Origin of the sequence: Pseudomonas sp. YJ42 (assembly GCF_047225135.1) — a bacterium.
Classification (GTDB): Bacteria; Pseudomonadota; Gammaproteobacteria; order Pseudomonadales; family Pseudomonadaceae; genus Stutzerimonas; species Stutzerimonas stutzeri_E.
The window spans coordinates 3006546-3029439 of record NZ_CP178378.1 but is presented as its reverse complement, the minus strand read 5'-3'; the positions used below and the strand labels follow the sequence as shown (position 1 = coordinate 3029439).

The 22894-nt window shown below is 63.4% G+C and carries 22 protein-coding genes and 1 tRNA gene; 9 read left to right on the top strand and 14 right to left on the bottom strand.

The window, feature by feature from the left end; genetic code table 11:
* Positions 1-14: 14 nt before the first annotated feature.
* On the bottom strand, positions 15-1463 hold the full coding sequence (gene gabD / locus ACL0K2_RS13980) for an NADP-dependent succinate-semialdehyde dehydrogenase (protein ID WP_413042864.1): 1449 nt from the start codon (positions 1461-1463) through the stop codon (positions 15-17).
* Positions 1464-1792: 329 nt separating this feature from the next.
* On the opposite strand from gabD, the gene ACL0K2_RS13975 reads away from it, so the two are divergent.
* Positions 1793-1869 (top strand) — tRNA-Arg (locus ACL0K2_RS13975).
* A 73-nt stretch (positions 1870-1942) separates the two neighbouring features.
* On the opposite strand, the gene ACL0K2_RS13970 is transcribed toward ACL0K2_RS13975, so the two are convergent.
* The 3 genes from ACL0K2_RS13970 to ACL0K2_RS13960 form a co-directional block, all read right to left on the bottom strand.
* Positions 1943-3250 carry a CitMHS family transporter gene (locus ACL0K2_RS13970; protein ID WP_045164275.1) on the bottom strand — a complete coding sequence of 436 codons (1308 nt, stop codon included), beginning with the start codon at positions 3248-3250 and terminating at the stop codon, positions 1943-1945.
* Positions 3251-3323: 73 nt separating this feature from the next.
* Entirely contained in the window at positions 3324-3653 is a 330-nt protein-coding gene (locus ACL0K2_RS13965; protein ID WP_196298706.1) for a hypothetical protein, read from the bottom strand.
* Complete coding sequence (locus tag ACL0K2_RS13960; RefSeq protein ID WP_045164277.1) at positions 3653-5005, bottom strand: acyclic terpene utilization AtuA family protein; 1353 nt, start codon at positions 5003-5005, stop codon at positions 3653-3655. The genes ACL0K2_RS13965 and ACL0K2_RS13960 overlap by 1 nt, the downstream gene beginning before the upstream one ends.
* A gap of 99 nt (positions 5006-5104) precedes the next feature.
* Between ACL0K2_RS13960 and ACL0K2_RS13955 the strand changes: the two genes are divergently transcribed.
* The gene (locus ACL0K2_RS13955) at positions 5105-5977 is read left to right on the top strand and encodes a LysR family transcriptional regulator (RefSeq protein WP_045164278.1); all 873 of its coding nucleotides are present in this window, start codon (positions 5105-5107) and stop codon (positions 5975-5977) included.
* Between the two features lie 124 nt (positions 5978-6101).
* Positions 6102-6470 carry a PH domain-containing protein gene (locus ACL0K2_RS13950; RefSeq protein WP_045164279.1) on the top strand — a complete coding sequence of 123 codons (369 nt, stop codon included), beginning with the start codon at positions 6102-6104 and terminating at the stop codon, positions 6468-6470.
* A gap of 31 nt (positions 6471-6501) precedes the next feature.
* Here the strand turns inward: ACL0K2_RS13950 and ACL0K2_RS13945 are convergent, their stop codons facing one another.
* The 9 genes from ACL0K2_RS13945 to ACL0K2_RS13905 all read right to left on the bottom strand — a co-directional run bounded on the left by ACL0K2_RS13945 (position 6502) and on the right by ACL0K2_RS13905 (position 14913).
* The gene (locus ACL0K2_RS13945; RefSeq protein WP_045164280.1) at positions 6502-6918 is read right to left on the bottom strand and encodes a VOC family protein; all 417 of its coding nucleotides are present in this window, start codon (positions 6916-6918) and stop codon (positions 6502-6504) included.
* 59 nt (positions 6919-6977) lie between these two features.
* Positions 6978-7436 carry a GlcG/HbpS family heme-binding protein gene (locus tag ACL0K2_RS13940; protein ID WP_052679352.1) on the bottom strand — a complete coding sequence of 153 codons (459 nt, stop codon included), beginning with the start codon at positions 7434-7436 and terminating at the stop codon, positions 6978-6980.
* A gap of 24 nt (positions 7437-7460) precedes the next feature.
* Positions 7461-8633: an alpha-hydroxy acid oxidase gene (locus ACL0K2_RS13935; protein WP_045164281.1), complete on the bottom strand. Its 1173-nt coding sequence runs from the start codon at positions 8631-8633 to the stop codon at positions 7461-7463.
* Entirely contained in the window at positions 8623-9633 is a 1011-nt protein-coding gene (locus ACL0K2_RS13930) for a 2-hydroxyacid dehydrogenase (RefSeq protein WP_045164282.1), read from the bottom strand. The genes ACL0K2_RS13935 and ACL0K2_RS13930 overlap by 11 nt, the downstream gene beginning before the upstream one ends.
* Before the next feature lie 3 nt (positions 9634-9636).
* A complete protein-coding gene (locus tag ACL0K2_RS13925) occupies positions 9637-10566 on the bottom strand; it encodes a dihydrodipicolinate synthase family protein (RefSeq protein ID WP_413042863.1) in 930 nt (309 codons plus the stop codon).
* Positions 10567-10623: 57 nt separating this feature from the next.
* Complete coding sequence (locus tag ACL0K2_RS13920) at positions 10624-12132, bottom strand: tripartite tricarboxylate transporter permease (protein ID WP_230623720.1); 1509 nt, start codon at positions 12130-12132, stop codon at positions 10624-10626.
* A gap of 33 nt (positions 12133-12165) precedes the next feature.
* Positions 12166-12633 (bottom strand): tripartite tricarboxylate transporter TctB family protein, encoded by a 468-nt coding sequence (locus ACL0K2_RS13915; protein ID WP_413042862.1) that lies wholly within the window; start codon positions 12631-12633, stop codon positions 12166-12168.
* A 34-nt stretch (positions 12634-12667) separates the two neighbouring features.
* Positions 12668-13645, bottom strand: coding sequence for a Bug family tripartite tricarboxylate transporter substrate binding protein (locus ACL0K2_RS13910; protein ID WP_413042861.1), 978 nt, complete (start codon positions 13643-13645; stop codon positions 12668-12670).
* A gap of 116 nt (positions 13646-13761) precedes the next feature.
* A complete protein-coding gene (locus tag ACL0K2_RS13905) occupies positions 13762-14913 on the bottom strand; it encodes a mandelate racemase/muconate lactonizing enzyme family protein (RefSeq protein ID WP_413042860.1) in 1152 nt (383 codons plus the stop codon).
* Between the two features lie 236 nt (positions 14914-15149).
* Between ACL0K2_RS13905 and ACL0K2_RS13900 the strand changes: the two genes are divergently transcribed.
* The 4 genes from ACL0K2_RS13900 (at position 15150) to ampC (ending at position 20026) form a co-directional block, all read left to right on the top strand.
* Complete coding sequence (locus tag ACL0K2_RS13900) at positions 15150-16181, top strand: LacI family DNA-binding transcriptional regulator (RefSeq protein WP_045164287.1); 1032 nt, start codon at positions 15150-15152, stop codon at positions 16179-16181.
* A gap of 119 nt (positions 16182-16300) precedes the next feature.
* Positions 16301-18010 (top strand): IlvD/Edd family dehydratase, encoded by a 1710-nt coding sequence (locus tag ACL0K2_RS13895; RefSeq protein WP_413044473.1) that lies wholly within the window; start codon positions 16301-16303, stop codon positions 18008-18010.
* A gap of 57 nt (positions 18011-18067) precedes the next feature.
* Positions 18068-18769, top strand: a complete 702-nt coding sequence (locus ACL0K2_RS13890; RefSeq protein ID WP_230623722.1) for a fumarylacetoacetate hydrolase family protein — start codon at positions 18068-18070, stop codon at positions 18767-18769.
* A 93-nt stretch (positions 18770-18862) separates the two neighbouring features.
* Positions 18863-20026: a class C beta-lactamase gene (ampC, locus tag ACL0K2_RS13885; protein WP_413042859.1), complete on the top strand. Its 1164-nt coding sequence runs from the start codon at positions 18863-18865 to the stop codon at positions 20024-20026.
* Between the two features lie 157 nt (positions 20027-20183).
* Here the strand turns inward: ampC and ACL0K2_RS13880 are convergent, their stop codons facing one another.
* Positions 20184-20375, bottom strand: coding sequence for a hypothetical protein (locus ACL0K2_RS13880; protein ID WP_413042858.1), 192 nt, complete (start codon positions 20373-20375; stop codon positions 20184-20186).
* 345 nt (positions 20376-20720) lie between these two features.
* Here ACL0K2_RS13880 and ACL0K2_RS13875 point away from each other — a divergent pair, with 345 nt between their 5' ends.
* The gene (locus ACL0K2_RS13875; protein ID WP_413042857.1) at positions 20721-21662 is read left to right on the top strand and encodes a LysR substrate-binding domain-containing protein; all 942 of its coding nucleotides are present in this window, start codon (positions 20721-20723) and stop codon (positions 21660-21662) included.
* A gap of 172 nt (positions 21663-21834) precedes the next feature.
* A complete protein-coding gene (gene dctP / locus ACL0K2_RS13870; protein WP_413042856.1) occupies positions 21835-22827 on the top strand; it encodes a TRAP transporter substrate-binding protein DctP in 993 nt (330 codons plus the stop codon).
* The last annotated feature ends 67 nt before the right edge of the window (positions 22828-22894 follow it).

Here is a 22894-nt window from a genome sequence, read left to right as displayed (position 1 = left end):
GGAACAGTGCGGGTTTACAACCCCAGGCAGAGGTATTTGATTTCCAGATAATCCTCGATTCCGTACTTCGAGCCTTCGCGGCCCAGACCGGAGGACTTCACGCCACCGAACGGCGCCACCTCGGTGGAAATCATCCCGGTGTTGATGCCGATCATCCCCGACTCGATGGCTTCGGCCACGCGGAACACGCGCCCCAGGTCGCGGGCATAAAAGTACGCAGCCAGACCGAACTCGGTGTCGTTCGCCAGAGCGATGCCCTCGGCCTCGTCCTTGAAGCGGAACAGCGGCGCCAGCGGACCGAAGGTTTCTTCCTTGGCCACCTTGGCGTTATGCGGCACGTTAACCATCAATGTCGGTTCGAAATAGCTGCCACCCATCTGATGCGCCTTGCCACCGGTAACCACTTGCGCGCCGTTAGCGACTGCATCTTCGATATGCTCCCTGACCTTGGCCGCGGCCCGGTCGTCGATCAGCGGGCCGATGTCGGTGCCCTCTTCCAGTCCGTTGCCGACCTTGAGCTTTTCCACTGCAGCCTGGAATTTTTTGGCGAAATCATCGTAGACGCCGTCCTGCACATAGATGCGGTTGACGCAGACACAGGTCTGGCCGGCATTGCGGTACTTGGACTGCATCGCGCCTTTCACCGCCTCGTCGAGATCGGCATCGTCGAATACCAGGAACGGCGCGTTACCACCCAGCTCCAGCGACACCTTCTTGATCCCCGGCGCGCATTGCGCCATCAGCTTGGCGCCGACCTCGGTGGAACCGGTGAAGCTGATCTTGCGCACCGTCGGGTTGGCGGTCAGCTCGTCACCGATGTCGCCGGCCGAGCCAGTAATGACGCTGAACACACCTTTCGGGATACCGGCACGCTCGGCCAGTTCGGCCAGGGCCAACGCGGAGAACGGCGTCTGGCTGGCCGGCTTGAGCACCATAGTGCAACCGGCCGCCAATGCCGGGCCGGCCTTGCGGGTGATCATCGCCGCCGGGAAGTTCCACGGCGTGATGGCCGCGGTGACGCCGATTGGCTGCTTGATGACGATGATGCGCTTGTCTTTCTGATGGCCCGGGATGGTGTCGCCATAGATGCGCTTGGCCTCTTCGGCGAACCACTCGATAAAGGAGGCGGCGTAGGCGATTTCGCCCTTGGATTCAGCCAACGGCTTGCCCTGCTCCAGGGTCATCAGCCGGCCCAGATCGTCCTGGTTCTCCATCATCAGCTCGAACCAGCGACGCAGCTTCTGCGAGCGCTCCTTGGCGGTCAGATCACGCCAGGCCGGCAGTGCGCGCTCGGCCGCTTCGATGGCACGGCGGGTTTCGGCGGCGCCCATCTTCGGCACGGTACCGAGAATCTCGTTGCTGGCCGGGTTGTTGACCTTGATGGTCTGGCCGCTGTCCGCGTCCTGCCAGGCGCCGTCGATATAAGCCTGCTGGCGGAACAGCGAAGTGTCTTTGAGTTGCATGGCAGTCTCCTGAAAGCCGGCGCGATGCCGGGAATTGGACCGAGGCCGTCTGGCCGATACGGGGGCGATCAACAGTGGAACCGTCCGACCTTGTCAGAGCGAGGGATGACCTCAGGGTTCCTGTTATGGGGCGAAGCGTTTGAAATCTCGAACGAATGCTAGGCCTATCGCCCGATAACAGGCAACACCATGTTCGGAAAAATTAACGCGCCATAGCCCAGCCTGATGGCCGCTCGACTCGCCACCGCAGCCCTAACGCGATTCGCCACCCAGCTGTCCAAGCGCCATGGACGACCGCGGAGGACATGCGTATGATTGCGCCCCGCAGCGCACTCGTAGCTCAGCTGGATAGAGTACTGCCCTCCGAAGGCAGGGGTCGTGGGTTCGAATCCCGCCGAGTGCGCCATCTTCAACGCAAAAGCCCCGGATGAAAGTCCGGGGCTTTTGCGTTTCGCGTCATGCCATTGCCATCGCGGCGATCAGACCTGCACCGCACCGATCGCCAGGGCGAAGGCCAGCATGACCAGGCTCACGCCCCACGCCCAGAAGAAGGTGAAGGCGATGTGCTTGCGCAGCTCGACGCCGGCCAGGGCGAGCGCCAGGTAGACGCTCGGGACCACGGGGCTGATGGCGAAGCCGGTGTTTTCACCGATCAGCATGGCCCGTGCGACAGCCTCCAGCGGCACACCGGCGGCCACCGCGACGTCGCGGATCACCGGCAGCAGGGCGAAGTAGTAGGCGTCCGGGGAGAAGATCATGCCCAGCGGGACGCCGAAGGCACCGATAATCACGTGCAGGAACTGCGCCGAGCCGGCGGGCAGGATCTCGATCAGCGCGAGCGCCATGCCGTCGGACATCTTCGCGCCGGACAACACGCCCAGCAGTACCGCTGCGGCCATCATCACCAGCACCATCTGCAGCGCATCCGAAGCGTGGGCCTTGAGCCGTTCGGCCTGGGCGTCCAGCGAGACGAAATTGAGCGGCAGTGCGATACCCAGGCCGACCATGAAACAGGCGTACAGGGGAAAGATACCGGTGAACAGACAGGCCAGGATCGCGCCCGTCAGGGCTACGTTGAGCCAGTAGCGCAGCGTCCTGGGCGACAGCGCGTGTTCGCGCGGCTCGGGCTGGGTCGACGCGAAGTCGATCGTCGCCGCAGCCCCCAGCGACACCGGCCGGCCACGCTGAGCGCGGCGGGCGAGCAGCACCGCAACGATCAACATGCAGACCAGGCCGACCGCCTGTACCGGCAGCAACCCCAGCCACAGCTCGGTGGCGTCCAGCCCGGAGACCGCGGCCGCACGCGCAGTGGTGCCGCCCCAGGGCACCATGTTGCCAACCCCGGCGGTGGTCCCGACCAGACACAGCAGCATGGCGGGGCTCATGTTCAACCGCCGATAAAGGGGCAACAGCGCCGGAATCGTCAATAGAAAGGTCGCTGCGCCCACTCCGTCCAGGTGCACCACGGCGGTGACCAGCACCGTGACCACAGCCACCGCCAGCGGCTTGCCGCCGGTGCTGCGGATCAGCAGGTTGACCAGCGGATCGAACAGGCCACGATCACGCATGATGCCGAAGAACAGGATGGCGAAGAGGAACAGTGCCGCCGTCGGTGCGACGGTGATCAAACCACTCTTGATGAACTCACCTATCTGCTGCGGGCTGAAGCCGGCCAGCAGGCAGATGGCGACGGGAATGGTGGTGAATGCCACCACCGGACTGATCCGGCGCAGCAGAATCAGCACGATGATGCTGAGCATCATCAGAAAGCCCAGGGTTGTGATCATGTGGTTTGCCTCGTCTTGTTTTTATAGTCGGGACCGGCATGCATCGCCGGCATGGATACGGCGGTAGCAGCGGTCAGCCAGTCGGTGGCGCGGGCAAGCGCATCGACAGCAACAGGTAGCTCAGGCTCTTGCCGTGTCGGTCGAGCCCGGGACTTCGGTTGACGCCCCCTTCCAGCGCGTCTTCCAGGACGAAATTCAGCACCCGGAGACTGTCGAGCTCGTAGCGGCGAACCTTGCTCGGCCGACGCGTAGCGAACTGCTCGGCGACGCGCTCGCAGGTCAGCTCGCGCTGCAGCCAGGCATAGTGCGCGTCGTTCAGCGGAAACACCGCGATGCTGAGAATGTTGCCCTTATCGCCGGCACGGGCATGGGCATAGTCGGCCAGGGTGACGAATGCGCTCATCAATACCACTCCAGGGATGTTTCGATTTCATCGCGGGGGATCAGAAAGCTTTGCGTGGTGATGCTTTCGCTGAGATGCCGACGCACCCCACCGCCGCCTGCGGGCCCATTGGTGTAGAGCGACTCCACCTCGCCCAGCAGCGCGTCGATCAGGTGTTTGTCCCGGTGCGTGAGTCCGACACGAACACGAACGTCTTCCAGCTCAGGCGCCCGCTCCAAACGCTGCGCCAGATACTCGCCGCGGCTGTCGTTGAACAGGCTGGCAACGCCGGACAGATCGATCCAGGGCTCGATCTGCGGTGCCAGTTGCGCGAAGCGCTGTAACAGCACGTCCCGCGCCAGCCGGGCGCGGGCCAGCGCGGCCGGGCCGGCGTAGGAAATCTCGCCCTCGCCGAACCAGAGGCCGCGCAGGCCGACCAGCCCCTTGAGGGTGTCCGGCTGCGGATGCCCCTGGATACCGCTGACTTCGACGCGGTTCTCGCCCTGTTGGTGAACACGCGCCGTGCCCAGGTCGAGCACCACATCGGGGGTCAGGTAGCGGCGTGGATCATGGACTTCATAGAGCAGTTGTTCCCTGACGGTACGCTCGCTGACAAAGCCGCCACTGCCGCCAGTCTTGGTGATCACCAGGCTGCCGTCCTCGCCCAGTTCGACGATGGGGCAGCCGAGGTTGGCCAGATCGGGAACGTCTTTGATGCCGGGATGGGCGAAATAGCCACCGGTGACCTGGGTGCAGCATTCCAGCAAATGCCCAGCGACGGTGGCGACGGCCATCTTCTGCCAGTCATCGCGCGCCCAGCCGAGCCCATGGCGCGCTGGCCCGACGGCCAGGGATGGGTCGGCGACGCGCCCGCAAAGAACGATCTGTGCGCCCTGCTCGAGCGCCTGCGCGATGCCGTCGGCACCGGTATAGACATTGATCGAGACCCGCCCTTCGACCGGCGTCTCGGCGGGCAACCAGCGGTCCAGCGCCGCGGTGTCAGCCTGCAACAGGTCATCGCCCAGCACGCAGGCGATCCGCGTCTGTGCGTGGTGTGCTCCAAGCAACCCGCGTAGCCGCCGCGCGGCAGCCTGGGGATTGGCCGCACCGCCATTGGTAATGATGGGTATCTGGTGTTCGAGGCAGAGCTCGAGGATCGGCTCGATGAAATCGAACAGCCGCGCCGCATAGCCCAGGGCGGGATCGGCACGCTTGCGCAGCTGTGCTTCGGCCAGGGTGCGCTCGGCCAGCAGTTCGAGCATCAGGTAGCGTTGGCCGTCACGGCCGGCCAGATCCCTGGCGAGCCGCAGCGCGGCATCGGGGCGGTCATTGGCAAAGCCGGCACCACAGCCGATGTGGATGATTTTTGTCATAGGGGCTCCACTGCGGTTTGCCTGCATGGTGGAGCTGCGTCATTCTTCTGTGAATTCGAAAAGTACGATCAATTGATTCACTATTTTTATAGGTAGGCCATGAACGTCTCGTTCCGTCAGCTACGTGCATTCGCTCTGGTTGCCGAGAGCAGCAGCTTCACCCGCACCGCCGAACTGCTGCATCTGTCCCAGCCGGCGCTGAGTTACACCATCCGCAAGCTGGAAGAGTCGCTCGGCCTGCAGCTGCTGGCGCGCAACACCCGCATGGTCGAGCTGACCCCGGCTGGTCAGCATTTTTTGACCCAGGCACGGCGGATGCTGCGGGACATGGAGGATGCGGTGCGCGATGCGCGTGAAACGCTGGCGCTGACCCGCGGCATCATTCGTCTGGGTGCGCTGCCGACCGCCGCGGCGTCGTTCCTGCCCGAAGCCATTGCCGCCTTTGCTCAGCAGCATCCGGGCATCGAAGTCCATCTGCGGGACGGCCGTGCCGGCGAGATTCTCGGTTGGCTGCAGAGCGGCGAGGTCGAAGCCGGAATCACCTCGTCGCCCGCTGAGGGGCTGAGCCTGAACTTCGAGCCGCTGCTGGACGATAACCTGGTGCTGCTGGTGCGAGAGGATGCCAAGCGGTGCACGCAATGGCAGAGCCTGCCTTATATCGCACTCACGCCGGACACCAGCATCCGACCGCTGGCCGACGCCGCGCTCAGGCACCTGGGCATGCAATCGACACCCGTCTGGGAGGTGGCGCACATGAGTTCGGTGGTGGCGCTGGTGCGTGAGGGGCTGGGGTTTTCGCTGCTGCCGGCCAGCTGCGCGTCGGTGTTCAATATCGAGCGGTGCACCACGGTGCCGGTCGAACAACCGGCACGGCGCTCGATTGGTCTGTTGGAAACCCGGCCGGTGTCACGCTCGCCATCGTTGGCCGCGTTCATGGCATTTCTACGCAAGCGGCTCGAAGCCCGCGTTTGAGCGTTCGCTGGGTCACGCTGTCACCGTGGCCATGATAAATGCGCTTGAGGCCGGGTACGGTGCAGCCGTGGACAGGATTAGTTTCCCTTGCTCAACTGACGCAAACCAGAACCGAGGAACGCGAATGATCGACTTCAACAACAAGGGCTTCTTCAAGCTCAAGCAGAACGACGAATACGCGGAGCGGGTCAGATCCCTGCTGCTGGACGGTGAACAGGTAATCGACGCCTACAAGTCCATGCGCGACGGCGTGGTATTCACCAACAAGCGCATCATCGCGGTCAACGTACAGGGCATCACCGGCAGCAAGAAGGATTTCACCTCGCTGCCCTACAAGAACATCGTTGCCTATTCGATCGAAACCTCCGGGACCTTCGATCTGGATTCCGAACTGGAGATCTATTTCTCGTCGCTGGGCCAGGTGAAGTTCGAGTTCACCGGCAAGACGTCGATCGTGGAAATATCCAAGCACATATCGAAGCACGTGTTTTGAACCAACGGGCGGGGCATTCACCACGCGGCGGTCAGTCCAGCAATTGCGGGTTCCACACCACTTCCCAAAGGTGGCCGTCCGGGTCCTTGAAGTAGCCGGAATAGCCGCCCCAGAAGGTGTCATGCGCCGGTTTGACGATGACCGCGCCGGCCGTGGCGGCTGTGGCCATGACGGCGTCGACTTCGGTCTTCGATGACACGTTGTGGCCCAGCGTCATTTCCGTCGAACTGGCCGGACCGAGGGCCAACCCGGTGTCATGCGCAATGCTGCTGCGCGGCCAGAGGGCCAGACGCAGACCAGGTTGTAGCTGGATGAACGCAACCGCACCATGCTCGAATTCCTGTCCAACAATGCCTTCGCAGGCCAAGCCCAGACCATCGCGGTAGAACCGCAACGACGTTTCCAGGTCCTCGACTCCGAGGGTGATGACGGTGATACGAGGCTGCATGGTCAGACTCCGTTACGGATCATGGCTTTGCGGCCAGAGTAGAACGGGGCTCCGGCGATTCAACCCGCTCGCTCGACCGCCTCGGCGCCAGCACTCGCGACCTGCGCGGCTTCGCTGCGGTGGACGCCGTGCACGCCAACCGCACCGATGCAACGGTCGTCGACATAGATCGGCATCGCGTCCGCGACGCAGCGCAGACGCGGAGAAGACCGCATCAGTGGCGCCGTCTCGAGCAGACCGCATCGCTCGACGGCCGCAGCCCGCTGGGCCTTTCTGATCGCGCAGCGGGCGCTATCGGGCGGGCTGCCGTCGAGTTTCACCAGGCCAAGCGGCTCGCCCGCGCTATCGACTACCGCGATGGATACCGCCCAGCCACGGCGCTCGGCCTCGGCACGTGCCGCGCGCAGAGCGGCTTCGGTGCGCTGCATGCCGAGCTGGTAACGATCTTCCAATGGCGGAGGCCCCGCATAGATGGCAGCCTCCACATCCCATAGTCCTGACAGCAGTCCACGTCCCATAAGCCCTCCGCTAGCGGCTTTGCGCTAGTTCTTGTTATTGATCAGGCAATCGCGGGTGACGTCCTCGATCCGGGTCAGCCCCAGCAGCGCCATGTCTCGCTGCAATTCGGCGCCCAGCAGTTCGATGGCGTGGGCCACCCCCGCCTCGCCCGCATAGGCCGCGGCGTAGTTGAATGGCCGGCCGATGAACACCATGCGCGCGCCCAGCGCCAACGCCTTCAACACATCGGTGCCGCGCCGGAAGCCGCTGTCGACCATGACCGGCAGTTCGCTGACCGCTTCCACCACCCCAGGCAAGGCCGCCAGCGCCGAGATTGTGCCGTCGAGCTGGCGCCCGCCGTGGTTGGACACGATCAGCGCATCCGCACCCACGTCGCGAGCCTTGCGCGCATCGTCCGGGTGGAGAATGCCCTTGACCACCAGCTTGCCCGGCCACAGCCGTCGGACCCGTTCGAGATAGCGCCAGTTGAGGTGGCTGCGACCCGAGAAATCCCGCTTTACGTTACCGGACAGGATCGCGACGCCGCGCGTGGCGTAGTTGTTCTCGAAGTGCGGCATGCCGTGATTGATCAAGGTGCGCAGGAAGGTGCCGAACAACCAGCGCGGCCGCACCAGCCCGTCGTAGGCCAGCCGCAGACTGGGACGCAGCGGTGAACTGAAGCCCGAGCGGGTGTTGTTGTCGCTGTTGGGCGGCACCGGGTAATCGACGGTGATCACCAGCTTGTCGAAGCCGGCACCGCGCACGCGCTCGATCAGCGCCTCGATGCCGGCCTCATCGCCTGGCAGATAGGCCTGGAACCAGTCGGTCTTGCCGTGATTGAGCACGTCCTCCATGCGGATCAGCGAGCTGCCGCTGAGGATCATCGGAATGCCGGCCTTGGCTGCCGCCTGTGCCTGCACCAGATCGCCGCGGTAGGCCGAGAGCGCGCTGATGCCCATTGGCGCGATGCCGATCGGCAAGGCGTAGCGCTGACCCAGCAGCTCGGTTTCAAGCGCAATGTTGGATACGTCCACCAGTGCCCGTGGCAGGAACGAATACGCATCGAAGGCGCTGCGATTGGCCCGGGCGGTGTGCCCATCTTCGGCGACATTGGCGATGTAGCCGTAGATCGGCCGTGGCAGATGGCGCTTCGCAGCGTGATCGAGATCGTGCAGGTTGAGAATCGACGCCAGGCGGCGCGAGGGGTTACTGGGCATTTACAGACGGGTCCTGCTGATTGTGGAACCCGTTCGGGCGGGCCTCCGGGTTGACCAGATCCCGCGGGCGCTCGCCGCGCAGGGCCTGAGTGATGTTTTCTACCGCGCGATGGGCCATGGCTTCACGGGTTTCATGAGTCGCCGAGCCGATGTGCGGCAGGGTTACCACGTTGTCCATGCGCAGCAGTGGCGACTCTTGCAGCGGTTCACGCTCGAAGACGTCGAGCCCCGCCCCGGCGATCAGACCCTCGTCGAGCGCCCGAATCAGCCCGGCCTCGTCGATCACCCGGCCGCGGGCGATATTGATCACGAAGGCCGAACGCTTCATCGCCTGGCATTGTTCGTAGCCGAGCAGGTGCTCAGTCTGCTCGGTGAGCGGTACGGTCAGGCAGACGAAATCCGACTCGGCCAACAGCTGCTCGTAGCTGCGACGCTGCAGGCCCCACTCGGCCTCCAGCGCCGGTTTGGGCGACGCGTTGCTGTACAGCACCTGCATATTGAAGCCGCGTGCGCGACGGGCGATGGCCTGGCCGATGCGCCCGAGGCCGACCAGACCAAGGGTTTTGCCATGCACGTCGTGACCGAAATGGGGCTCGCCGACGTGCTGGGTCCAGCGACCCTCGCGCACCATGTTGGCCAGTTCGACCAGCCGCCGGGCGCTGGCCATGATCAGCATGAAGCCGGTGTCCGCGGTTGTCTCGGTAAGCACGTCCGGGGTGTTGGTCAACACGATGCCGCGGCGACTCAGCTCGGCGACCGGCAGGTTGTCGTAGCCCACCGAGATGGTCGCGATGGCTTCCAGCGCCGGCGCCCCATCGAGCAACGCCGAGGTGACCTGCAATTTGCCGCCAATCAGGCCGTGTGCTTCGCGCAACGCGGCGGTGACGGCCTCGGGCTGCAGCTCCGGCTCTTCGAAATAGGCAACCTCGAAGGCTTCATGCAAGCGTTGCAGGTGCGACTCTTTGAGCCGCCGCAAGGCGACGATTCGTTTCTTGTGCATCGATCACTCCAGATCAGCTGTTTTGAGGCCGGGCATGTCGAAGCCGGCATCGTCGAGCAGCGCGAACAACTCGGCGCGCTGCCGCTCGTCGAGTGCCAGCAGTGGCGCCCGCAGTCGTGCCCACTGCTCGTCAACACTGAATCGTGCCGTCGCGGCCTTGAGCGCCGCGATCACCGGGAAGCGTTCGAAGATCTGCCGCGTACGTACCAATGCCGCCTGCTGTTCGTCGGCATCGTCTGCCTGCCAGCTTTTGGCAAGGCGCGCGATGGCGCCCGGATTGACGTTGGCCGTGGCGCTGATACAGCCGGCTCCGCCTGCGCGCAAGGTCTGTAACAGAAAGGATTCGCTGCCGGCATAGACCTGAAAACCGTCCGCGCCGAACTGCTCGATGACGGCACGGGTGTTGGACCAGTCGCCGGAGCTGTCCTTCAGCCCGACGATGTTGCCGGGATAAGCCCGGAGCAGCCGCTCGATCAACGCCAGCGACAGCGGCACCTGGGACACCGGCGGGATGTGGTAGAGGTAGATGCGCAGGCGTTCGTCGCCGACCCGTTCGACCACCTCGCTGAAATAACGGAACAGCCCCTCGTCGGACACGCCTTTGTAGTAGAACGGCGGCAGCATCAGCACCCCTTCCACCCCTTTGGCTACCGCGTGCCGGGTTTGCGCGACGGTGTCCGGCAGCGCGCAGCTTCCGGTGCCCGGCATCAGCCGCGCGGCTGGAATCCCTGCGTCGATGAGCGCATCGAACAGCCGGATCTTTTCTCCGACGGCCAATGAGTTGGCCTCGGAATTGGTGCCGAACACGGCCAGCCCGACGTCCTGATCCAGCAGCCAGCGGCAATGCGCCACGAAGCGCTTGGTATCCGGCGAAAGATCCGCACCGAACGGCGTAATGACTGGCGACCAGACACGCCCGCTTTCCTGACTCATGATGCTCTCCTCTTGTTGTGATTATCTGGCAGCCCCGCAGGGCTGCCAGCCATGACCTCAGGCGAGGCGTATGCGACGGCGAAGCGGTGCGAGCAGCCAGCGGAAGATCGGCGTCGCCTGCAATATCGAAAGCAACGCGATGGATAGCAGCACTACGGCGATTGGGCTGGTCAAAAAGATCCGATAATCGTCGTTGCCGATCAGCATCGACTGGTGGAAGGCGTTCTCCATCACCGGCCCTAGAATCAGGCCGATGACCATGGGTGCCGGGGATACACCGGCCTTGGCCAGCCAGTAGCCGAACAGGCCGAAACCGAGCATCAGTCCCACCTCGAACAGGCTGTTGTTGAGCGCGTAGGCGCCGATGATGCACAGCGCGATGATGGCGCAGGCGACGAAGCCGTCCGGAATGCGGGTGACCGCCACGCTGGCTTTGGTGAACATCAGGCCTACGCCGAGCAGGCCGATATTGGCGAAGATCACCGCCCAGATCAGCGTGTAGGTGACGTCGCCATAGTCGCTCAACAGGTTCGGCCCGGGCAGAATGCCTTGCACCATCAACGCCCCGAGCAGGATCGCGGTGGCCGAGCTGCCGGGAATGCCCAGCGCGATGGTGGGAATCAGCGCACCGCCAACCACCGCATTGTTCGCCGCTTCCGGTGCCGCGACCCCGGCCGGATCGCCATTGCCGAAGCGACTCTTGTCCTTGGCGAAACGCTTGGCCTCGTTATAGGCGAACCAGCTGGCGGTATCGCCGCCGGTCCCAGGGATCAGCCCCACCACCACACCGATACCGCTCGAGCGCAGGATGTTGGGCATCAGCGCCTTCAATTCGCCGAACTTGGGAATCAGCCGGTCGGTAATACGGCTGGCGATCTTGGCCGCACCATGGGAATTCTCGATCAGCGAGAGCGCCTGGGGTATCGAGAACAAGCCGATCAGCGCCACCGTAAAGCTGATACCGGAGAACAGATTGATGTTGCCGAAGGCCATGCGCGGCGTGCCGGTCATCAGGTCCATCCCCACCGTACTCACCAGCAACCCGACGGCACCGGAAAACAGCCCGTTGATCACCGACCCCTGCGCCAGCGAGCCGATGATGGTGATGCCGAGCACGGCGATGGCGAACAGCTCGATGGGGCCGAACTCGACCACGATGCTGCCAAGCAACGGCGCCGCCAGCAACAACGCGATGCCGCTGATGGTGCCGCCGATAAAGGAGGCGAACAGCGAGATCCCCAGCGCCTTGCCCGCCTGGCCCTGCTGCGACATCGGGAAGCCGTCGAGCACCGTTGCGGCGGCCGATGGGGTGCCCGGTGTGCGCAACAGGATCGCCGCGATGGAACCGCCGTAGGAGGCGCCGACATAGAGCGAGGCGAGCATGCTCAGGCCGGTGGCGGTATCCATGCTGAAGGTCAGCGGCAACAGCAGGGCCAGCGCCATGGTGGCGGAGAGCCCCGGCATGGCGCCGACGAACAGCCCCAGCAGGATGCCCCCGAAAATGGCAGCGAAGTTGGCCAGGGTCAGCACGTTGACCAACCCTGTCATGACGATCGAACTTTCCACGGAAAAGGCCTCGTCGAAAATGGAAAGGAGCGGTCAGGCGATCGCTGACGGCAACAGCGGTATGGGAAGCCCCAGGAACTGCACGAACACCAGGCATACCACCGCCACCAGTACCACCGTGCCGATCACGGCGAAGCGCATCGATACGGTGCGGATCAGCACCAGCGCCAAGGCCATGAACAGTACGGTCGCCAGCACATAGCCGAGCGTGGTGATGGCCGCGACGTAGGCAATCGCCAACACGAAAACCAGGGCCGTCACCGCGTAACGTGGCGGGGCGGCGGGTGCTTCGCTGGGAATCGCTGGCTCGACCTCGCGTTGCCGGGCCGCGCGCCAGCGCAGCAGTTCCGAACACACCATGGCCAGCGAGAACAGCCCCACCGTGACCGAATAGATCAGCGGCATCTGCGCTGCGGCTTCTGGATAGCCCTGCGCGTTGCTGAAAAACACCATCGCCAGGGCCATGCCAAAGAGTCCGAGTACCAGCCTGTTCATGTTCATGGGCGCCTCCCCTCGTCGCGTTCGGCCGATGGCTTCACTGTTGCTTGCCACCGACTTCGCTCCAGATGCCCTGGAACTCCTGCTCCATGTCCTCAAACATCTGGCCGTAGTCGTCGCCGGTGACGATGTCGATGTGCAACGCACGCTTTTTGGCATCAGCCAGGAATGCCTCGTCGGTTTTCAGCGCTTCGAAGGCGGCGATCAGCTGCTGGCGCGCTTCATCCGGAATGCCGGCCGGTGCGCTGTAGCCGCGCGAGGAGCCGGCGACCACGTTGATGCCCTTCTCTTTCAGGGTCGGCACATCGGGCAGGCTTTCGAAACGCTCGTCCGCGAACACCGCCAGCGCCTTGAGGTTGCCGCTCTTGATCTGGCTGTAAACATTGCCGACGTTGTTGAAGCTGACGTCGATCTTGTTGCCCATGGCCGCGGTGGCCGAAGGACCATCGCCCTGGAACGGCACCTTCTTGAAGGAAAGCCCGGTGGCCTTCTCGATCACCAGCGTGGTGAAGAAATCATCGCCACCCACCCCGGAGTTGCCGACGGTGATACGGCCGGGCTTTTCCTTGGCCGCCGCGAACAGGTCTTCGATGGTGTTGTAGGGACTGTCCTTGGCGACCACCGCAATGCCCGAGTCGGTCACCACGTTGGCGATCGGCGTCAGGTCCTTGATGTTGTAGGTGATGGCGTCGTTCATGATGTAGTTGGTCATCAGCATCGGCGTGTTGGTGATGCTGATCACCGTGCCGTCCTTCTTCGACTGCCGTGCCAGACGCGTCCAGGCGATCGCGCCGGTGGCACCCGGGATGTACTCGTTGACGAAATTGGCGCCCAGTTTCTTGGTCAGGTAGGGCTGTACCAGCTGCGCCAGCACGTCGCTGCCGCCGCCCGGCTTGAAGCCTTGCAGCACGGTGACCTCGTCGCCGGCGACGTAGTCCGCCTGGGCCGCAAAAGGAACGGAAAACGCCGTGACGGCGGTCAAGACGGCTGCGGACAGTTGCTTGTTGATCTTCATTTCGCTCACTCCACATTTTCTTGTTGGATTTATGGTGTCTGGCCAATCGGATCCAGACGTGGTCAGGGGCGACAACCGCGCGCCGCCGCCCCTACAGCGGGTAATGCCTTCTCTGCTCAGCGGTTGTTTTCGAGGGTCATCCAGGTTTGGCTGCCGGCCGCGATCGAGTAGCGCGCAATGGCTTGCTCGTCGAAGTCGAAGCCGAGCCCCGGCGTCTGGTGCAGCTTGATGTAGCCGTTCTCCTGCTCCAGCTGGCGGTCGATCAACCGGCGGAAGTTGAGGACCTGGTCATCCCAGAAGAACTCCACGTATCGCGCATTCGGCGTGGCGGCCACCAGCGGTGCATGCACGTCATGGAACCAGTGCGGATACATCGGCACGCCGTAACCGGCAGCCATCGCCGCGATGCGGCGCCACTCGGTAATGCCACCGCAGACCACCGCGTCGGTCTGCAGGATGGCCGCGCCGCCCTTGTCGAGCAGCTCCTTGTGGCGCCAGCGCCCGACCTCCACCTCGCCGGTGGCAATGGGAATCGGTGTGGCCCGCGCCAGCCGCGCATGGCTGTCGATGTCATCGACCAGGAACGGCTCCTCGATAAAGGCCGGGTTGTAGCGCTCGAAGCGGCGCACGTACTGCAGCGCCTCGGTGACATCGCTCCAGCCGTTGTTGACGTCGAGCATCAGTTCGACGTCGGGGCCGATGGCTTCGCGTGCCGCCGCCACCCGCGCCTCTTCTTCCTTGGGCGAGAGACGGCCGGTTTTCATCTTCACGGCCTTGAAGCCGAGCGATACGTAGTGCGCCATCTCCTCGCCGAGCAGCGTGGGGGTCTTGCCATCGAGGTAGTAGCCACCGCTGGCGTAGGCCGGCACTCGGTCAGCACTGGCCGCACCGAGATAGCGATGCAGCGGCAGGCCGGCGCTGCGCGCATTGAGGTCCCAGAGCGCGGTGTCGAGAATGCTGATCGCACGCATGACCACCCCGGCGCGGCCCTGCAGGAGGGCCTCCTGGTACATCTCCTTCCACAGCGCCTCGACGTCCAGCGAATCGCGACCCAGCAGCACCGGCGCCAGCAACTTCTCCACGGCGATCGGCAGCAGCTCACCGCCGGCACTGCCGACGTAGCAGAACCCGATGCCGCTCACGCCGTTGGCGCCGGTTACCTTGACCAGGCCGTAATCGCGGGCGTGCACGGTGCGGTTGGAGAATGAGGTGACCTGATCCAGCGGCACGCGGGCCGCACAAACGGAAATGGAGCTGATCTTTGCCATTGTTGTTCTTGTCCTGTCTCAAGCCGGCAGGCCGATGTAAACGTTTTCATCGTCTGCCGGGGTTCGCTCGTATGACCCCAACCGCGTCGCCAGTAATGCGAAACGGCGCTATGTAATCGCTTACATTTGCGAAAAAATGCGATGTAAGCGTTTACAAAAAGTTAGTTTCGGTTTTTCCTTATGTCAAACGCCATTCGCTGAGTGGCTTATTTCCAGCTCAACAAATGAGTAACTCGATGCCTCCCCCACAAGCGTTACTGTCCCGCGCCAGTCTGCACGATGTTGCCCGCGTAGCCGGTGTTTCGACGGCTACGGTATCGCGGGTGATCAACGGCAGTGCAGCCGTCAGCGACGACAAGCGCCAGGCCGTGCAGCGCGCCTGCGATGAGCTTGGTTATGTGCTGAACGCCGCGGCGCGAACCCTGGCGTCGCGCCGCAGCATGACCATCGGCGCGGTCGTCCCGACGCTCGCCACGGAAACCTTTTCCCGCCCCCTCGCCGCCTTTCAGCACACCGTGCACGAGGCCGGCTATACGCTGCTGGTGGCCAGTTTCGGCTTCGACGAACAGGTCGAACTGAAGGAGGTCCAGACCATGCTCGAACACGGCGTCGATGCGCTGATGGTGGTCGGTCGAACGCACGATCCGAAGATGTGGCAGATGATCGACAACAAGCGCATCCCCTGCGTACAGGCGTGGACGCAGGACAGCGCCCGCCCGAGCGTCGGCTTCGACAACATCGCGGTTTCCCGGGATATGGTCGATCACCTGTTGGCATTCGGTCATCGCCGGTTCGCCATGCTGGTCAACGCGCCCTTCAACGACCGGGTCAGCGACCGAATCCTCGGCGCCCGGGCACGCCTAGCCGAAGTCGGGCTGGAAGTGCCCGAGCAATGGCTGATGGAGACCAACCTGACGCTCGAAGACGGTATCGCCGCGATGCACAGCCTGCTGCAGGGCGCAGTACGGCCCACGGCGGTGATTTGCGCCAACGACCTGCTGGCATTTGGCGCCCTGCTGGCGGCGAAGAACCTTGGCGTGCGGGTGCCCGAGGATGTCTCGGTGGTCGGCTTCAACGACTTCGACTATGCCCGGCACCTGTCGCCACCGCTGACCACCACCCGCGTCGAGCTCGAACAGATCGGCACTCGCGCCGGCACCTACCTGCTGGAAGCGCTCGACGGCAAGCCCAGGCCGGGCCCCATCGCCGTCGCCACGGAGCTGATCGTACGCGGCAGCTCGGGGCCGGCACCCGAACCCTCCGGTTGAGGCCGCGCGCCTCGCCGCCAAAGTGCCGCACGCCCGGCACGCATCACAACGATCGAGAGGTAACGCCCGTGAACAACAACAATGACTCCGGCAGCAAAACCGACGATCCGGCGCGCGGCATGCGCAAAGGGTTGACCAACTATGGCGACGCGGAATTCTCGCTGTTCCTGCGCAAGGCCTTCATCAAGGGCGCCGGCTATTCGGACGATGCCCTGTCGCGCCCGATCGTCGGCATCACCAACACCGGCAGCGGCTTCAATCCCTGCCATGGTAACGCGCCGCAGCTGATCGAAGCGGTCAAGCGCGGGGTGATGCTCGCCGGCGGGCTGCCGGTGGACTTCCCAACCATCTCGATTCACGAGAGCTTCGCCCATCCCAACAGCATGTTCCTGCGCAATCTTATGTCGATGGACACTGAGGAAATGATCCGCGCCCTGCCGATCGATGCGGTGGTCCTGATCGGCGGCTGCGACAAGACCGTGCCCGCTCAGTTGATGGGTGCCGCCAGCGCCGGGGTACCGGCCATTCAACTGGTCAGCGGCTCGATGCTTACCGGTTCGCACCGTGGTGTACGGGTCGGCGCCTGTACCGATTGCCGGCGCTTCTGGGGCATGTACCGCGGCGATGAGATCGACCAGCAGGAGATCACCGAGGTCAACGACCAGCTGGTGGCCAGCGTCGGCACCTGCTCGGTGATGGGAACCGCCAGCACCATGGCCTGCGTCACCGAAGCACTGGGTATGATGCTGCCCGGCGGCGCCACACCACCGGCGGTCACCGCCGACCGCATCCGTATCGCCGAGCGCACCGGCACCCAGGCGGTGGCGATGATCCAGTCACGGATGACGCCAGACCGCATCCTCACCGAGCAGGCCTTCGAGAACGCCCTGATGGTGCTGCTCGCCATCGGCGGCTCGACCAATGCCATCGTGCATCTGTCAGCGATCGCCGGCCGCTGCGGCATCCGCATCGACATGGATCAGGTCGACGCGCTCGGTCGCAAGATCCCGGTGCTGGTCAATCTCAAACCGTCCGGCACGCATTACATGGAAGACCTGCACAAGGCCGGCGGCCTGGCCCCCGTGCTGCGCGAACTACGGCCTTTCCTGCACCTCGATGCACTGACCGTCACCGGACGCACGCTGGGCGAAGAGTTGGATGAAATCGCCGCCTTCCCGCAGGACGTGGTGCGCTCGCTGGACAACCCGATCTATCCACAGGGCGGCATCGCCTTCCTGCGCGGCAACCTGGCGCCGGACGGGGCGATCATCAAGCAGTCGGCGGCCAGCGCCGAGCTGATGGAGCACGAAGGCCGGGTGGTGGTGTTCGATGGCCTGGAGGATCTGGCCCAGCGCATCGACGACCCGGACCTCGACGTCAACGCCGACGACATCTTGGTGCTGAAGAACATCGGCCCGAAGGGCGCGCCCGGCATGCCGGAAGCCGGCTACATCCCCATTCCGCGCAAGCTGGCGCGTGCCGGCGTCAAAGACATGGTGCGCATCTCCGATGGCCGCATGAGCGGCACGGCGGGCGGCACCATCATCCTTCACGTCACGCCCGAAGCGGCGGATGGCGGGCCACTGGCGCTGATCGAAAGCGGCGATCGCCTGCGTCTGAGCGTGGCCGAGCGTTCCCTGGATTTGTTGGTCAGCGACGGGGAGCTGGCGCGTCGGCGCGATGCGCTTGAGCGACCGGAACCGCGCGAAGGCGACGAGCGCGGCTATCGCAAGCTGTTCCTCGACACCGTGACCCAAGCCGATCGCGGCTGTGATTTCGACTTTCTGCGCAGCCTGGACGAGGCCGGCAGCGTGCCGCTGCGTAAATGATTCCAAAGCCGTCGCGTCGCACCCAGCGCAAAACCTCAACAACCTGGAGCCTGAACAGTGAATTTGACAGACCCGAACGACTACCTCTTCACCCCCAGCATCCCCAGCCTCGCGATTGCGGATAGCAACCAACGCTACCCCGTGCGGCGCATCTACTGCGTGGGCCGCAACTATGCCGAACACGCCCGCGAGATGGGTCATGATCCGGACCGCGAGCCGCCGTTCTTCTTCACCAAGCATCCCGACAGCCTGCTGCCCGATGGCAGTGTGTTCCCCTACCCGCCGGGCACCGAGAGTGTGCACCACGAGATCGAGATGGTCGTGGCCATTGGCCGTGGCGGCGCCGATATTCCGCCTGAACAGGCGCTTGAGCACGTCTACGGCTATGCCGTGGGGCTGGACATGACCCGCCGCGACCTGCAGGCCGAGGCGAAGAAGATGGGCCGACCCTGGGCGGTGGCCAAGGGCTTCGATCACGCCGCGCCCTGTTCGGCGCTGGTACCGGCAACCAAGGTCGGCCATCCGAGCGAAGGCCGCATCTGGCTTGAGATCAATGGCGAGCTCCGTCAGGAAGGTGATCTGGCGTCGCTGATCTGGAGCGTGCCGGAGGTAATCGCCTACCTGTCGCGGCTGTTCGTGCTCGAGCCCGGCGACCTGATCATGACCGGCACGCCGGCCGGTGTCGGCGCGGTGCAGCGTGGCGATCGGTTGAGCGGCGGCGTTGAAGGTATCGGTACGCTGGAAGTCACGGTGGGTTAAATGTTCGGTATCACTGACCGGGCTGGAAAGGCACTTCTGCAAGCGGCCGGCAGATGCTAGTTTCCAAGCCCTTCAGGTGATTCGAGGACCATGATGCGCTTATTCAGAAAGTGCCGGGCGGGGCTGTTGCTCGTCGCGATGACCATGGCGCTCAGCCGCCCCGCCGCGGCCGGCGTGGATTTCGCCGGCATCGACGCGACTGTAACGGACGCCGCCCAAGCCGTCATGGCGCAACACGCGATCCCCGGTCTGGCGATCGCGATCACGGCACAGGGCGAGCAGCGTTTCTATGAGTTCGGCGTGGCCTCGAAGGCGACGCAGCAGGCCGTGACCCGCGATACCCTGTTCGAGATCGGCTCGGTCAGCAAAACCCTGACCGCAACCCTGGCGGCCTATGCCGAAACCCAGGGCAAGCTGTCTCTCACCGACAGCCCCAGCCGCTATCTGCCCGCCCTGCAAGGCAGCCAGCTCGACCGGATCACCCTGATCGACCTGGCCACCCATACGGCTGGAGATTTCCCGTTGCAGCTGCCCGATGCGATCCGCAACGATCAGCAATTGACGGATTACTTCAGGTCTTGGCAGCCGCGCTACGCACCTGGCACCAGGCGCGTCTACGCCAATCCCGGCATGGGTCTGCTGGGCATGGCGGCGGCCAGCGGCCTGGGGATCCCCTATGTCGAGGCCCTGCAGAGCCGGCTGTTGCCAAAGCTCGGGATGAACAGCACCTACATCGATCTGCCGTCCGGGGAGAGAATGCGCTATGCCCAGGGTTACAACAAGAACGGCGACCCGGTCCGGCTGAATCCGGCGCTGCTGGCGAATGAAGCGTACGGCGTGAAGACCACCAGTCAGGATCTGCTGCGCTTCGTCGAAGCGCAGCTCGGCACGATCAAAACGGACCGCTCGGTCAGACAGGCCATAACCGCGACCCAAACCCGCCATTACCGGGTGGGCGCCATGACCCAGGCGTTGGTATGGGAACAGTACGATTATCCGGTCGCGCTGGACGATCTGTTGGTTGGCAATGGCAGCAAGATGGTACTCGACAGCCAGCCGGTGGAACCGATTTCCCCTCCGTCACCACCGCAGGCCGACGTCTGGATCAACAAGACCGGCTCGACCAACGGTTTTGGTGCCTACCTGGCCTTCATTCCGGCCGAACAGCTGGGCATTGTCATTCTGGCCAACCGGTATTACCCGAACGAGGACCGGGTGAAGCTCGCCTATCGCATCCTCGGCCAGTTGGCGCGATAACGGAAACAGGTCAGCCGGATCGCGTAACGCGGCTCAAAGACATGCCTCGGCGGTGGGCTGAAGGGGAGCCGACCGCCTCGGCCGCTTAAGAATGCCAAGACGATCGGCTTTCGCTCAGCGGTCTGGGCGCTATCGATACTCGCTCACCAGAGCCGGGCTAGCGGCCCACCTTCGCGTCGGTTGAACCATGGGTGGTCGAGGCGGCCGGCTCCGGTTGCGCAGGTTCCGGTTCGCCACGCCCGGGGTCGTCCGGTCGGATTCCCAGGGCCATCAGCAGCGTCTCGGTAACCTCCATGAAGGAGTACCCGTCGGCCCATATTTGAGTCTTGCTGTTTAGCCTGTTATCCATTTCGTTCCATTTCCTGGGCCGGAGCGTCGTCCAGCCCTCGTTCGTATTTTTGTCTGCTTTGCCAAATTGGCACAGCACAACAGCATCGAACGTGCCATCGGGTATTTTTTGATTTTTCCTTATAAATCAAATAGTTGCTGTGATGGCAAATTTCAATTATCGTGCAAATTGCATGACCTCCGTTAGCGCGCCATGCGATGTGCATGTCGCCCGCTGGCGCCTTGAGCAGGCATCACACACAGCCGAACAGGACGAGCAACCCGACACGCGCAGATCGTTCCCACGACCAAGCCCTAAGCCGGTCCGCGTTAGGCATAATTGACCTCCTTGCCCGAGCCCTTGCCCATGCAAATCGACGAAGAACTCACCCTGAAGAAGCTTGAAGTCTTTCTGGCCTTCATGCGTAGCGGCAACCTGAGCAAAGCGGCCGCCGAGCTGAACACCAGCAACGTCAGCGTTCACCGCGCCATCCATTCATTGGAAAGCGCCCTGCGCTGCCCGCTGTTCAAACACGAGGGCCGCAACCTGATCCCGCTGGAGAGTGCCTTTGTGCTGGAGGAACATGCGCAGAAGCTGGTCCAGGATGTCCTCGAAACGGTGCGCCAGACGCGTGAATCGGCTGGGTTCTCGGCCGAGCGCTTCAAACTCGGGGCGCTCTATTCGCTGACGGTGAAGACCGTGCCGCAGCTGATCATGGGCCTGAAGCTGCGCCGCAGCGAGCTCAACATCGACCTGATCCTCGGCTCCAACGTCGATCTGCTCTACAAACTCAAGAACATGGAACTCGATGCAGTCCTGATTTCTCTCGACGACAGCCTGATCAATATAGATTGCGAGCAATTGCTGCTCTTTGCCGATGACATCTTTCTTGCTGTACCCACCGACTCCCCATTTGCCGAGCAGGCAGAGGTGGACTTAGGCGACTTGCGTGATGCGACCTTCATCACCCTCACCCAGGGTTTCGCCACCCATCGCGACAGCGCTCGTGTGTTCGACCAGGCAGGCTTCAAGCCGAATGTAGGGATGCAGGTCAACGACATCTTCACTCTGCTCAGCATGGTCAGTTCAGGCGTCGGTTACGCCCTCCTTCCAGGGCGGGTCGCAGCGGTTTACGAGAACCGCATCCGCCTGATCCCCCTACAGAGCAAGTACCGCCTGCAGCAGCAGATCGGCATTGTGTTCCTCAAGGCCAAGGAGCGCGATCCCAACCTGCTTGCTCTGGTCGCCGAATGCCGAATGTATCGGTCCCGATCCAGCACCGAACCGGGGTCTTCAACTGATCGTTAACTTAGCCGTAACGATAGAAGGGAGGTCTTAATTGATCCCCCCCGTTGCGCACGCTAGCCTGCATTTCACTCGAGCACGGACGCTCGGATAACAAGAAGAAATTCCTGTGACGTAATAAAAATAATTATGAGCCGCGTAGCGTGGCTCTAAGTGTCAATCTAGGAGAATTCCAATGAAAGCCCTACTCCGTACATCGGTTGTGGCTGCAATGCTAGTCGCCAGCGCCCCCAGTTTCGCCGAGACAGTCCTTCGCGCTTCCCATCAGTTCCCTGGCAATCAGGGCGACCCGCGCGATGAAATGGTGCAGATCATCGCGCGCGAAGTGGCCGCCGCCAATGTTGGCCTCAAAGTCCAGATTTATCCCGCCTCCTCCTTGTACAAAGCCAACGAACAATGGGGCGCGTTGACCCGTGGCCAACTCGACATGACCGCCTTGCCGCTGGACTACGCGTCGGGCCGCGTACCGCAATTCTCCGCCACGCTGATGCCTGGGCTGGTCAAGAACTACGAGCACGCCGAGCGCCTGAACGACTCCGACTTCATCAAGGAAATACACGCGCTGGCTGAGAAGAACGGCGCGATCATTCTCGCTGATGCCTGGCTGGCTGGTGGATTCGCTTCCAAAGAGAGCTGCATTACCTCGCCTGACACCATCAAAGGGCAGGTCATCCGCGCCGCCGGTCCGGCTTTCGAAAACATGCTCGCCGCCGCCGGTGCCTCGATATCGTCGATGCCTTCGTCCGAGATCTACAGCGGCATGCAGACCGGCGTACTTGATGCGGCCAACACCTCCAACGACAGCTTCGTCTCATACCGCCTGTATGAGCAGGTGAAATGCCTGACCGCGCCGGGCGAGAACGCCCTATGGTTCATGTATGAACCCGTCCTCATCTCCAAGCGCACCTTCGACAAACTCACCCCGGAACAAAAGGAAGCCATGCTCGCGGCAGCAAGCAAGGCCGAGGCCTACTTCGCCGAGGAAGGACCAAAAGGTGAGCAGCGGATGAACGAGACGTTCGCCAAGGCCGGCGTCAAGGTTGTCAGCCTGAGCAAAGAAGAACACGACGCCTGGATGCAGGTCGCCCGCGACTCTTCCTACAAGTACTTCGCCGAGAAAGTCAAAGGCGGCCAAGACCTCCTGGACAAGGCCCTCGCCGTGCAGTGATGCCCCACATGGCCGCTACCTCAGCGGCCTTCGCTGTGTTCAAGCACGCTCCGTGCTTCTGCTTCAT